The organism is Streptomyces sp. NPDC102258 (assembly GCF_055584685.1).
Window position 1 is genome coordinate 204,091 of record NZ_JBVJLO010000008.1, and the last position, 12,371, is coordinate 216,461.

A 12,371-nucleotide genomic window follows, 5' to 3' on the forward strand; every position below is an offset into this window, starting at 1 on the left:
CAGCGGGAGAGCGCTTCCCTGACACGGAAGAGGTCACTGGTTCAATCCCAGTATCGCGCACCAGACCGGGAAGCCCCGGCCGTTTCGACGGCCGGGGCTTTCGCGTGTCCGGGCTGACCGGGCCGACCGGTCCCGGCTCTCAGGACGAGAAGAGCATGCGGCCGAAACCGCCCTTGTGGTGGCCGTGACCGTGGCCGTGGTGGCCGCCGTGCTGCGGAGCGCCCCAGGCCGGGGCCGCGTGCTGGACCGGGTACGGGGCCGGCGGGGCGGCGGGCGGCGGGACCTGGCCGTACTGCTGCGCGGTGTACTGGGATTCCAGCCGGGTCAACGCCTCCAGCTCGCCGTAGTCGAGGAAGATGCCGCGGCAGCCGCTGCACTGCTCGATCTGGACGCCGTTGCGGTGGTAGGTGTGCATCATCGCGTGACACTTCGGACACTGCATGACCGGTTCAACTCCTTGCCCTCTGCTGCGGCGCCGGGCCCGCGCCCGGCGCCTTCCGCTCACCTTACGACGGAGCTAGGGCTCCAACTCGGCCCGGAACGTAGCCATTCGGACACAGGAATCCAGCATCAGCCGCTCCGCCTCGTCCAGCGGACGGTGGACGGGGGCCGCCTTGGCGACGGCGAGGGCCGCCGTCTGCACGGTCAGCGCCCGGGCGGCCAGGTCGAGTTCCGGCCAGGGGTCGGTGCCGGGCGGGCCCGCGGCCGGGCCGCCCGCGCCGCGGTAGGCGTCGAGGAAGCGCGCCCAGGCGTCGGGGGCGAGGACGCCGGCCGCGTACCAGGCGGCCGGGCGGGCCAGGTCCCAGGCCGGGGCGCCGAGTCCGAGGTCGTCCACGTCGATGAGCCGCCAGGGCCCGTCCGGGGCGGGATGGCGTACGAGCTGGCCGAGGTGGAGGTCGCCGTGGCAGAGCGCCGCCGCCCCGGGCGGCGGGGCGGCCTCGCCGCGGGCCCAGGCCGGGAGGGTGCCGGCAGCGGCGCGGACGGCCCGGCCGTCGTCCCGGCCGGCCTGCGGGGCCCGCGCCAGCCGGCGCAGGGCCAGGGCCACCTTGGCGGGGCCGCGCATGGGCGGGACCGGCCCGGGGAGGACGTCCGGCGGGGTGCGGTGCAGGGCCGCGAGCAGCCGGGCGGCCTCCTCCCAGGGGGCGTCCTCGGGGCGGCCGGGGTCCACGGGGCTCCCGTACGGCCAGAGGGAGACGGGGCGGCCGTGGACGGTCCCGGTGCGCAGCGGGGGCAGCAGCACCCCCGCGAGGGCGCCGGACCCGGCGACGCGGATGCGGGCCGCGAGGTCCTCCGGGTCGCCGCCGGGGGCGTGCGCCTTGGCGACGGCGTCCCCGCAGCGGACGACGGTGCCGTCGGGCCGGTCGGCGAGGATGTCGTACGGCTGCCCGGGGCCACCACGCGCCCAGGCGGCGAGGGCGGCGGGCAGGGGCGCGGGCACCGGCAGCGCGCTCACGCGGCGGCCAGGGGCGTGCATGGCGGTTCCGGCGCGGGCGGGGGCGCGGGGGCGGCACCGTACGGCGATTCCGGGGCGGACACGGGGGCGGACCGCGATCCCGGGGCGGGCCCGAACGGCGCTACCGGCGCGGACGGCGCTACCGGCGCGACCGCGTGCGCGAACGGTGGGCGCGGCGCGGACGGCGCTCCCGGGGTGGGCGCGGGTACGGCGGCGGGCGGCGTGACCGGCGCGGGGGCCGACGGCGGCGCCGGCACGGGCAGAGAGCCCGGCGCGGGCGCGGGCGTCTGGGTGCGCCGGGGTGAAGGGGTGTGGCCGGGGTGTTCGTGCGCCATGGGTCTCCCGTTCGTCCGGGACGAGGCTACGGCGGGCGGCGGGGCAATGAAAGAAAGGGTGCTGCCCGTCCGACTCCCCAGTCGTACGGGCAGCACCCTTCACCTGCCGTCCGTCGTCGCTCCCCCGTCCCCACGGGGTGCGACGTGGCGAATGTCCCGGCCCGGGCCGCTCTCCCGGACCTGGGGCGCCGCTCAGCGCCCCAGCATCACGCTCACGGACGACGCCTGTGCCACCACCTGGTCGAAGCCTCCGAAGAGGAAGAGCAGGAGGGCGGCCAGGGGGAGGACCATCGCCGCCGCCACCAGCGGGTGGCGCGTACCGGACTCATGGCCGTTGAACGCGAAGGCCTTGCGTCCCTGCCGTGCGATGTCCGCCATGGTCCTCTCCCTGTCGTTTGGCAGCGGCGGGCTCGTGACCTCGGGGGACGAGTGCGCCACCCGCCGCTTGTCTTCAACACTAGGCGGCCGGGAGGCCCCTGGCCTCATGCCCTCGTACCCTTGCCGGGCCTACGGGAGGATGAGGAGGGGACATCCGGAGTACTCCCCTGGGTGGAGACCGCTCCCCCGTCCTGGGGGTCTTCCCGGAGGGGATGACCGGAGGGTAGTGACTTCGCTCACTTCCGTCACTCCCCGCACACGCGTGTCCTCGTACGCGGTGTGGACGCCCTCGCGCGGCCGCGACCCACGCCCCGCTCGTGGAACGGCTCCCTCCGGGGCGGGTCGCGGCGCCAATCCCCTTGCCCCGGCAGTGGTTTGGGCACCCGGGCCGGTCGGGGGGCGGGCCCGGCCGGTCGGGCCGACACACCCTCAAGTGGCGTGCCCCGCACTGAGGATCGAATCCCGTGACGAGGGCGCGGCCTCTGAGCGCTCGTGCCGGATGGTCCGTAAGCTGTGCCAGGTCAACAGGACGACCGGTCAGCGGGGTGGACATGGCGATGATGCGGCTCCGGCGCGAGGATCCGCGTGTCGTCGGCTCGTTCAGACTGCACCGGCGGCTCGGCGCCGGCGGCATGGGCGTGGTCTACCTCGGCTCCGACCGGCGCGGACAGCGCGTCGCCCTGAAGGTGATCCGGCCGGACCTGGCCGAGGACCAGGAGTTCCGCTCCCGGTTCGCCCGCGAGGTGTCCGCCGCGCGGCGGATCCGCGGCGGGTGCACGGCCCGGCTGGTGGCCGCCGATCTGGACGCCGAGCGCCCCTGGTTCGCCACGCAGTACGTGCCCGGGCCCTCCCTGCACGACAAGGTGGCCGAGGAAGGCCCCCTGACGGCCGCGCAGATCGCCGCGATCGGGGCCGCGCTCTCCGAGGGGCTCGTCGCGGTGCACGAGGCGGGGGTGGTCCACCGCGACCTGAAGCCCTCGAACATCCTGCTCTCCCCCAAGGGCCCGCGGATCATCGACTTCGGCATCGCCTGGGCGACGGGGGCCAGCACCCTGACCCACGTGGGCACCGCCGTCGGCTCCCCCGGCTTCCTCGCGCCCGAACAGGTGCGCGGCGCCGCCGTCACCCCGGCGACCGACGTCTTCGCGCTCGGCGCCACCCTGGCGTACGCGGCGACCGCCGACTCGCCCTTCGGGCACGGCAGTTCCGAGGTCATGCTGTACCGGGTGGTGCACGAGGAACCGCATCTGGTGGGGGTGCCGGACGCGCTGGCGCCGCTGGTGCGGGCCTGCCTGGCCAAGGACCCCGAGGAGCGGCCGACCACGCTCCAGCTGTCGATGCGGCTGAAGGAGATCGCCGCCCGGGAGGCGCAGGGGCTCGGCGAGGTGCGTCCGCCCGTCCAGCGGGTCCGCGCCGACCGGCCCGTGGGGCGGTCCGTCGACCAGACGGCCCTGTACACCGAGTACGGCGCGGAGCGGCGTACCGGCGGGGGCGGCGGCACCCCCGCGCCCCGGGAGCGGGCCCCGCACGGTGGTCCGGCCTCGCGGCCCTCGTCGCCGCGCAACCCCGGCTCCACGGCGGGCCGTACGGGGGCCGGCGGCCGGCCGGGGCCGCGTACGACCGGGACGGGACGCCGGCCCTCGCGGCCGGACCCGAAGCTGCTGCGGCAGCGGCTGATCGTGTTCGTCGTGGTGACGCTGCTGGTGGCGCTGGGCATCGCCCTGGCACAGAAGCTCTAGGCGTCCGGGCCCCCGGCGGGGGCCCGGAGCCGGGCGTCAGGGGCGGCTGCCGGCCACCGCGTAGAAGGCGACGGCCGCGGCGGCGCCCACGTTGAGCGAGTCGACGCCGTGCGCCATGGGGATGCGTACCCATTCGTCGGCGGCGACCAGGGCCTGGGTGGACAGGCCGTCGCCCTCGGCGCCGAGCATCAGCGCGACCCGCTCCCCGGCCTCGGGGACGGCCCGCTCGATGGGCGTGGCCTTCTCGTGCGGGGTGAGGGCGAGGAGCCGGAAGCCCGCCTCCCGTACCGAGTCGAGGCTCTTGGGCCAGGCGTCGAGGCGGGCGTAGGGGACGGAGAAGACCGCGCCCATGGAGACCTTCACCGAGCGGCGGTACAGCGGGTCCGCGCAGTCGGGTGACAGCAGGACGGCGTCCATGCCGAGGGCGGCGGCGCTGCGGAAGATGGCCCCGATGTTGGTGTGGTCGTTCACCGCCTCCATGACGGCCACCCGGCGGGCCGACACGAGCAGTTCACTGGCCGTGGGCAGCGGCTTGCGCTGCATCGAGGCGAGGGCGCCGCGGTGCACGTGGTAGCCGGTGACGCGTTCGGCGAGGTCCGGGCTGACGGCGTAGACCGGGGCGGGGAGCTCGTCGATGACGTCGCGCATGACGTCGACCCACTTGGCGGAGAGCAGCATCGAGCGCATCTCGTACCCGGCGTCCTTGGCGCGTCTGATGACCTTCTCGCCCTCGGCGATGAAGAGGCCCTCGGCGGGCTCGCGGCGGCGCCGGAGTTCGACGTCGGTGAGGCCGGTGTAGTCGCCGAGGCGCGGGTCGTCGGGGTCTTCGATGGTGATGAGATCAGCCACAGGGTGATACTGCCTTGTCCTGGGTGTGGTGCCAACGGCCTGTCAGGCGCCGGCGGTGGGGAGGGCGCCGGCGGCGGGGTCCGGGGCGCCGGGGGTGTGGACGCGGACGACCTCGCCGATGACGATGACCGCCGGCGGGCGGACCTCCTGCGCGCGCACGGTCTCGCCGACCGTGGCCAGGGTGGCGTCCACCCGGCGCTGGGCGGCGGTGGTGCCCTCCTGGACGACGGCGACCGGGGTGTCGGCGGCGCGGCCGTGACGGACCAGGGCCTCGGCGATCAGGCCGATCTTGTCGACGCCCATGAGGATCACCAGGGTGCCGGTGAGCTTGGCGAGGGAGGCCCAGTCCACGAGGGATCGCGGGTCGTCGGGGCCGACGTGGCCGCTGACCACGGTGAACTCGTGCGCCACGCCGCGGTGGGTGACGGGGATGCCGGCGGCGCCGGGTACGGAGATGGAGCTGGAGATGCCGGGCACGACGGTGCACGGGATACCGGCTTCGGCGAGGGCCTGGAGCTCCTCCATGCCGCGGCCGAAGACGTACGGGTCGCCGCCCTTGAGGCGGACCACGGCCTTGCCGGCCTTGGCGTGCTCGATCAGCGCGTGGTTGATGGCCTCCTGGGCCATGAACCGGCCGTACGGGATCTTCGCGGCGTCGATGACCTCGACGTGCGGCGGGAGCTCGTCCAGGAGGTCGCGGGGGCCGAGCCGGTCGGCGATGACGACGTCGGCCTCGGCGAGCAGGCGCCGGCCGCGGACCGTGATCAGGTCGGGGTCGCCGGGGCCGCCGCCGACGAGGGAGACGCCGGGCTCCCCCTTGTGGCGGTGCGCGGGGGCGGTGAGGGTGCCGTCGCGCAGGCCCTCGACGACGGCGTCGCGGACGGCGGCCGAACGGCGGGGGTCGTTGCCGGTCAGCACGGCGACGGTGACGCCCTCGACGCGGCCGGTGGCCGGGGTCCAGGCGGTGGCGGCGGAGGCGTCGTCGGCGCGGACGCACCAGACGCGCTCGCGCTCGGCCTCGGCGGAGATCCGCTCGTTGTCCTCGCGGTTGCGGGTGGCGATGAGGGCGTACCAGGCCCCGGCGAGGTCGCCATCCTGGTAGCGGCGGCGCTCCCAGCGGATCTCGCCGGTCTCCGCCATGGCGTCGACGGAGGGGGTCGCCGAGGGGGAGATCAGCAGGACGTCGGCGCCGGCCGCGATCAGCGCGGGAAGGCGCCGCTGGGCGACCTGGCCGCCGCCGATGACGACGACGCGGCGCCCGGCCAGGCGGAGCCCTACGGGGTAGGCGGGGTGTGCCGGGTTTGCCATGGCGATGCGGCTCCTGATGCGGCGGGGTGGTCGGCGGGCCGCTGCTGCGCTGGAGCGGCGTGACGGGCGCGCGGTGCGCGGCGCCCGTCCGGCACCACGATACGACCCATCGGCGCTGGTGGTACCTGCGGGGGCGGGGTTGGCGGGACTCCGCCGGGGCGGACAAACCGACCGCCCGGCACCCGGATGAGGGGCGCCCCCCTGCCCCGGACCGGGAGGGTCCGGAGTCGGCGGGACGGCCCGGGACGGGCTCCGGGGCCCCTGGTCGGCGCCCCGCTGCGGAGCCCCGTACGGCGGCATCGCCGGGGGCCGGTCCGGGAGGATACGGGACCGTCGGGGCAGCCCCGGTCGGGCTCCGGGGGCTCCTGGCCGACGCCCCGCTGCGGCGCCCCGTACGGCGCCACCGCCGGGGGCCGGTCCGGGGGTCCGGGACCGTCGGGGCAGCCCCGGACGGGGTCCTGAGCCGCCGGGTCGGCGCCCGGCTGCGGAGCCCCGTACAGCGCCACGGCCGAGGCCGGTCCGGGACCGTCGGGGCGGCCCCGGACGGGGTCCCGAGCCGCCCGGTCGGCGACCGCTGCGGAGCCCCGGCCCGCGCCGCGGCCGGGGGTCGGGCCGGGTTACTTCTCCGTGACTCCGGCCGAGTCGAAGGTGGCCACCTCGTGCATGGCGCGGGCCGCGCTCTGTACCAGCGGGAGGGCCAGCAGGGCGCCGGTGCCTTCGCCGAGGCGGAGGTCCAGGTCGACCAGGGGGCGCAGGCCCAGCTTGTTCAGGGCGGCCACGTGGCCCGGCTCCGCGCTGCGGTGGCCGGCGATGCAGGCCGACAGGGCCTCGGGGGCGATGGCGCGGGCCACCAGGGCCGCCGCGCCGGCGCTCACGCCGTCCAGGATGACCGGCGTACGGAGCGACGCGCCGCCGAGGAGGAGGCCCACGATCGCCGCGTGCTCCAGGCCGCCGATGGCCGCAAGGACACCGACCGGATCCAGCGGGTCGGGCTGGTGCAGCTCCAGGGCGCGGCGGACGACCTCGACCTTGCGGGCGTGGGTCTCGTCGTTGATGCCGGTGCCCCGGCCGGTGACCTCGGCCGGGTCCACGCCGGTGAAGACGGAGATGAGGGCGGCGGAGACCGTGGTGTTCGCGATGCCCATCTCGCCCGTCAGGAGGGCCTTGTTGCCCGCGGCGACCAGGTCGCGGGCCGTCTCGATGCCGACCTCGATGGCCGCGACGGCTTCCTCGCGGGTCATCGCCGGGCCGGTGGAGAGGTCGGCCGTGCCGGGGCGCACCTTGCGCGGGAGCAGGCCCGGGGTGGCGGGCAGGTCGCCCGCGACGCCGACGTCGATGACGCAGACCTCGGCGCCGACCTGGTTGGCGAAGGCGTTGCAGACCGCGCCACCGCCGAGGAAGTTGGCCACCATCTGCGTGGTGACCTCCTGCGGCCACGGCGTGACGCCCTGGGCGTGCACCCCGTGGTCACCGGCGAAGATCGCGACGGCGGCGGGCTCCGGGATCGGCGGCGGGCAGACCCGGGAGAGGCCGCTGAGCTGGGCGGAGAGGATTTCGAGCATGCCCAGGGCCCCGGCGGGCTTGGTCATGCGCTTCTGCCGCTCCCAGGCCTCGCCGAGCGCCTTCGCGTCGAGCGGGCGGATGCTGGCGACCGTCTCGGAGAGCAGGTCGTGCGGCTCCTCGCCGGGCAGCGCGCGGCGCCCGTACGTCTCCTCGTGCACGACCCAGGACAGCGGGCGGCGCTGGGACCAGCCGGCCTGCGCGAGCTCGGGCTCCTCGGGGAACTCGTCGACGTAGCCGACGCACAGGTACGCGACGACCTCCAGGTGCTCTGGCAGGCCGAGCGCGCGGACCATCTCGCGCTCGTCGAAGAAGCTGACCCAGCCGACGCCGAGGCCTTCGGCGCGGGCGGCGAGCCAGAGGTTCTCGACGGCGAGGGCGGAGGAGTACGGGGCCATCTGCGGCTGGGTGTGCCGGCCGAGGGTGTGCCGGCCGCCTCGGGTGGGGTCGGCGGTGACGACGATGTTCACCGGGGTGTCGAGGATGGCCTCGATCTTGAGTTCCTTGAACTGCTTCGCCCGGCCCTTGGGCAGCGACTTGGCGTAGGCCTCGCGCTGGCGCTGGGCGAGCTCGTGCATCGTCCGGCGGGTCTCGGCGGAGCGGATGACGACGAAGTCCCAGGGCTGCGAGTGGCCGACGCTGGGGGCGGTGTGGGCGGCCTCCAGGACGCGGAGCAGCACCTCGTGCGGGATGGGGTCCGTACGGAAGCCCTTGCGGATGTCGCGGCGCTCGCGCATGACGCGCAGGACGGCTTCGCGCTCGGCGTCGTCGTACGCGGGGGCGGGCGCGCCGGCCGGGACGGCCGGCTCTTCGGGGGCCTCGGGGGCCTCGGGGGCCTCCCCAACCTCCGGGGCTTCGTGCGCCACCGGGGCCTCGCCGGTGTCGGGGGCCTCGGCGGCCTCAGGGGCCTCCTGGCTCTCGGGAGTCTCAGGGGCTTCCTCGGGCGCCGCCTCGACCGGCTCGGCGTTCTGCGGCTCGGGCTCGGCCGGTACGTCGACGGGCGCGGGCGCATCGGCGGCGGCATGCGCCACGGCTTCCGCGGGGTCGGCCGGAGCCTGCGCGACGGGCTCGGCGGCCGCGGGCTCCACGGCCTCCGCCTCCACCGGCTCCGCCGCGGCCGGCTCGGGCGCGGCGGGCGCCTCGGCCTCGGGGGGCTGGGGCGCGGCCGGGGCTTCGGCCACGGGCACCTCGGGGGCTTCGGGAACCTCCGGACCCTGCGGCTGCGCCGCCTCGGCGGGCTCCGGTGCCTCGGGACCGGGCTCGGGGGCCTGGAGGGCGGCCTCCGGGGTCACCGGCTCGGCCGCCCACGGCGTGCCCGGCTGCGGCGGGATCTCGGCGGACTGCGCCACCGGGGCATCGGCCTGCGGGAAGTCCAGGTACTCGGGGCCGGTGGTCGGCGGGCCCGCGTGGCCGGCGGGGACCGGCGTCTGCGCCACCGGCATCCCGGGATCGGCGGGCACGGCGGCGGCCACGACGGCGGGCTCGGCCGCCGGCTGCGCCACAGGCGCGGGCTCCGGCTCCGGCTCCGCCGCCAACTCCGGCGCGGGCTCGGGCTCCGCCAAGGGCTCGGCGGTCGCTACGGACACCGCCCCGGGCACCGGCTCGGGCGCCGGGGCGGCGACGGGCGCCACGGGAGCGGCGGCCGGGACCGGAACCGGCGGGGCGGCGGCGGGGGCCGCGGCGGGCCCCCGGTCCGCGAGGGAACGTACGACTCCGGTGGCCTCGGGCACGGCCGGACCCATGTGCAGCGGGCGGCGCGGCGCGACGACGGGAGCCGCGACCGGGGCCTGCGCGGCGGCGGGCGGGACCACGAGGCCGCCGAGGTCGAGGGCGCCGCTGTCGCGGCCGCCGGTCTCGTGCGCCCCCGCGCTGTAGGCCGCGGGGTCGGCGTAGGCCTCGGGGTGACCGGCGCCCGCGTACGGGGCGGAGGGGTCGGGGAAACCGGGCTGCGGGGGCGCGGGGTAGCCGCCCTCGGCGTAGCCCGGCTCCGGGAAGCCGGGGTGGCCGGGCTGGGGGTAGCCGGCCGCGGGGGGCTGCGGGTACTCCTGGTAGACCGGCTCGGACGGGAAGGCCGGCACCGGCGGGACCACCTGCGGGTCGCTCCAGGAGCCCTGGGCGCTCGGCATCAGCAGCAGTTCCTCGTCCTCCGCCTCGGCGGAGTCGTCCATGAGGTCCTGGAAGGCGTAGCCCGCCGGGGGCTGCGCGGGCAGCGGCGGCAGGGGCGGAACCGGAGCGGGGATGCCCTGCTGCTGATCCACCATGCCCGCGTTGTCCGGGTGACCCTCGCCCGGGACCTGGCCGGTGTCAGTCATGCGTACCCCTCGCCCATCGGTGTTGCCTCTTCGATCGCCCGCTCGCCCACAGGGCCCGCCGTACGGCGTGTGCCGTGCGGCGGGGTCGCCGTGCAGGACGACGCCTCACGTGCGCCCGCCCGACAACTCCTGAGCATTGTCGCGCTCGTCGGCCGCCGGGGCGGCCAGAAATCGGTACGGTCCGCTGTGGACTGCGCCACGTCGCGCGTCCCGCGGCCGGTACGACGATCGGCCAGCCTACCCCGGGCCGGGGGTCAGCGGCTCGGCGGGCGTTCGGCTGCCAGCAGGAACACCACGGAACGCTCCTGTTCGGCCCAGGTCCGGGTGTCGAGGCCGACGGACTGGAGCAGGGCGCACTCGACGGCGTATCCGTGCTCGCTCAGGGCGCGTCCGATGGCCTCGGCCTCGTCGCGCGTGGAGGCGTGGCTGACGATCCGTTCGGGACGCCGGTCGGCGACCGCGGCGACGACTTCGGCGCCGCCCCCGCCGACGCGTACGACGTCGGGCTCGGGGAGGTTCTCCAGGACGTGCGGGGCCCGGCCGTGCACGACCTGGAGCTGGACGCCGCGTTCGCGGGCGGCGGCCGTGACGTGGGCGCACGCGTCCGGGTCGGCGTCGACCGCGATGACGGCGGCGCCGAAGGCGGCGGCGTCCACGGCGAGCGCTCCGGAGCCGGATCCGATGTCCCAGACGAGGTCGCCGCTACGGGGGCCGAGGCGGGCGAGCTGGGCGGCGCGCAGCTGGGCGGACTGCCCCTCCCCCGGGGGCTGTCCGGCGCCGGGCGGCCCCGGCCGGGCCCAGCCGCGTGCGGCGGGGGGCTGGGGGCCCTGGCCGAGCAGCCAGGCCGGTTCGGCGGTGGCGGCGACCTGGCCGGCGCCGCCGATGACGATGACCACGTTGGGGTCGCGCCAGGTGTGGTCGGCGGCCTTGTCGGAGGTGAGGACGGTGACGCGTTCGCGGTCGGTGCCCAGTTCCTCGCAGATGACGAAGGTGCGGTGGACTCCGTCGAGCAGCAGGGCGAGTTCGGCGGGGCCGGCGCCGGGCGAGGTGAGGACGGCGACCTTGCTGTGGGCCCGGCAGACGTTCACGGCGCGGCGCAGGGTGCGCGGGTGGGCGACGACGACCTGGGCGTCGTCCCAGGGCATGCCGGCGCGGGCGAAGGCGGCGGCGACGGCGGAGACGGCCGGGACGACCTCGACTTCCAGGCCGTGTTCGGGGGCGCGCAGGACGCGTACGACGCCGAAGAAGCCGGGGTCGCCGTCGGCGAGGACGACGGCGGTGCCGCGGTGTCCGGCGATGCGGCGGGCGGCGAGGCCGAGGCTGCCGAGGCGGATGCGTTCGGCGCCGGGCGGGATCTCGGGGAGCGCGAGGTGGTGGGCGGCGCCGGCCACGAGGGTGGCGGCGGAGAGCGCGGACCGGGCGGCCGCGGTCAGGGGTGAGCCGTCCCAGCCGATCACCGTGACCCGGTCGGCCATCGTCGTCAGTCTCCTGGGGTGGGGTCGGGCGCAGCGTCGTCGGGCACGGTGAGACTACCTGGTCATCGGGTCAGTTCCAGTCGGCGCCGACGGCGCGGCCCGGTGCGTCGCCGTGCCGTGCGGGGGCGTATCCGGGGGCGTGGCCGGGGTAGCCGGGGCCGCTGTCGTAGCCGCCGTTGTAGCCGTTGTATCCGTCGTAGCCGTGGTCGTCGCCGGCGTCGTCGAGGTCCTCGGGGACCAGGCTCCAGACGATGAGGTCGGTACGGGTGTCGGTCCAGCTTCCGTCGGCCGCCTGGGTGCGCACTATCCAGGCGTTGCGCAGGACGCCTTCGCTGATGCAGCCGATCTTCTGCGCGACCTGCTGGGAGGCGGTGTTGTCGGCGGCGGTGCGCAGTTCGAGACGCTCGAAGCCCTGGTCGTGGAAGAGCCATTGGGCGACGGCGAGGACGGATTCGCTGGCGTAACCCTCGCCGCGGGCCCAGGGGGCGGTGACGTAGCGGACCTCGGTGGTGCGGGTGTGCCAGTCGGTGTTCCGGAGGTGGACGGTGCCGACGAGGCGATGGGTGAGGAATTCGGTGACGGCGAGGACGATGCCGGCGCCGCCGGTGCGTTCGGCGTGGGACTGGCGGGTGACCCAGGCGTGGGCGTCGGTGTGGGTGTAGGGGTGCGGGACGGAGGTCCAGGCGGTGACCTGTTCGTCGTTCATCATCTCGGCGAGCGCGGTGACGTCGTCTTCCTCGAAGGCGCGCAGCACCAGCCGGTCCGTGCTGATGGTGACGTCCGGGAAGGTGGTAGTCATGCGCAGCTCCATGCCTGAGACCGTGGGGCGACCGTGGTGCGGGACCGTTCGTGCGGGTCGTAGGCCACAGCATGCAGCATCGGCCGGGTGATGTGCAGGGCCGGGCTGCCCGGGAGCGGGCAGGCTCCGGCAGACTCGCGGCCCCGCGCGGCCGGAAGGCTGC

The 12,371-nt window shown here is 76.4% G+C and carries 9 protein-coding genes; 1 reads left to right on the forward strand and 8 read right to left on the reverse strand.

Annotated elements, in window-relative coordinates; translation table 11 throughout:
- Nucleotides 1-139: 139 nt before the first annotated feature.
- The 3 genes from ACZ6ZT_RS16305 to ACZ6ZT_RS16315 form a co-directional block, all read right to left on the reverse strand.
- Nucleotides 140-442 (reverse strand): TFIIB-type zinc ribbon-containing protein, encoded by a 303-nt coding sequence (locus ACZ6ZT_RS16305; protein WP_469719821.1) that lies wholly within the window; start codon nucleotides 440-442, stop codon nucleotides 140-142.
- 75 nt (nucleotides 443-517) lie between these two features.
- Nucleotides 518-1,474, reverse strand: coding sequence for a phosphotransferase family protein (locus tag ACZ6ZT_RS16310; RefSeq protein ID WP_469719822.1), 957 nt, complete (start codon nucleotides 1,472-1,474; stop codon nucleotides 518-520).
- Between the two features lie 506 nt (nucleotides 1,475-1,980).
- Entirely contained in the window at nucleotides 1,981-2,166 is a 186-nt protein-coding gene (locus tag ACZ6ZT_RS16315) for a hypothetical protein (protein ID WP_469719823.1), read from the reverse strand.
- A 545-nt stretch (nucleotides 2,167-2,711) separates the two neighbouring features.
- On the opposite strand from ACZ6ZT_RS16315, the gene ACZ6ZT_RS16320 reads away from it, so the two are divergent.
- Nucleotides 2,712-3,905 (forward strand): serine/threonine-protein kinase, encoded by a 1,194-nt coding sequence (locus tag ACZ6ZT_RS16320; protein WP_469719824.1) that lies wholly within the window; start codon nucleotides 2,712-2,714, stop codon nucleotides 3,903-3,905.
- Between the two features lie 36 nt (nucleotides 3,906-3,941).
- Here the strand turns inward: ACZ6ZT_RS16320 and ACZ6ZT_RS16325 are convergent, their stop codons facing one another.
- The 5 genes from ACZ6ZT_RS16325 to ACZ6ZT_RS16345 form a co-directional block, all read right to left on the reverse strand.
- Nucleotides 3,942-4,754 (reverse strand): TrmH family RNA methyltransferase, encoded by an 813-nt coding sequence (locus ACZ6ZT_RS16325; protein WP_469719825.1) that lies wholly within the window; start codon nucleotides 4,752-4,754, stop codon nucleotides 3,942-3,944.
- A 42-nt stretch (nucleotides 4,755-4,796) separates the two neighbouring features.
- A complete protein-coding gene (cobA, locus tag ACZ6ZT_RS16330; RefSeq protein WP_469719826.1) occupies nucleotides 4,797-6,062 on the reverse strand; it encodes a uroporphyrinogen-III C-methyltransferase in 1,266 nt (421 codons plus the stop codon).
- Nucleotides 6,063-6,679: 617 nt separating this feature from the next.
- A complete protein-coding gene (cobT, locus tag ACZ6ZT_RS16335; protein ID WP_469719827.1) occupies nucleotides 6,680-9,934 on the reverse strand; it encodes a nicotinate-nucleotide--dimethylbenzimidazole phosphoribosyltransferase in 3,255 nt (1,084 codons plus the stop codon).
- A 254-nt stretch (nucleotides 9,935-10,188) separates the two neighbouring features.
- A complete protein-coding gene (gene cbiE, locus ACZ6ZT_RS16340; protein WP_469719828.1) occupies nucleotides 10,189-11,409 on the reverse strand; it encodes a precorrin-6y C5,15-methyltransferase (decarboxylating) subunit CbiE in 1,221 nt (406 codons plus the stop codon).
- 70 nt (nucleotides 11,410-11,479) lie between these two features.
- Nucleotides 11,480-12,220, reverse strand: coding sequence for a GNAT family N-acetyltransferase (locus ACZ6ZT_RS16345; RefSeq protein WP_469719829.1), 741 nt, complete (start codon nucleotides 12,218-12,220; stop codon nucleotides 11,480-11,482).
- Nucleotides 12,221-12,371 lie beyond the last annotated feature (151 nt).

Excerpts from the sequence above, each read along its gene's own strand:
- cobA (WP_469719826.1), bottom strand. The coding sequence starts at position 6,062 with ATGGCAAACCCGGCACACCCCGCCTACCCCGTAGGGCTCCGCCTGGCC.
- cobT (WP_469719827.1), bottom strand. The coding sequence starts at position 9,934 with ATGACTGACACCGGCCAGGTCCCGGGCGAGGGTCACCCGGACAACGCG.
- ACZ6ZT_RS16310 (WP_469719822.1), bottom strand. The coding sequence starts at position 1,474 with ATGCACGCCCCTGGCCGCCGCGTGAGCGCGCTGCCGGTGCCCGCGCCC.
- ACZ6ZT_RS16315 (WP_469719823.1), bottom strand. The coding sequence starts at position 2,166 with ATGGCGGACATCGCACGGCAGGGACGCAAGGCCTTCGCGTTCAACGGC.
- ACZ6ZT_RS16345 (WP_469719829.1), bottom strand. The coding sequence starts at position 12,220 with ATGGAGCTGCGCATGACTACCACCTTCCCGGACGTCACCATCAGCACG.
- cbiE (WP_469719828.1), bottom strand. The coding sequence starts at position 11,409 with ATGGCCGACCGGGTCACGGTGATCGGCTGGGACGGCTCACCCCTGACC.
- ACZ6ZT_RS16305 (WP_469719821.1), bottom strand. The coding sequence starts at position 442 with ATGCAGTGTCCGAAGTGTCACGCGATGATGCACACCTACCACCGCAAC.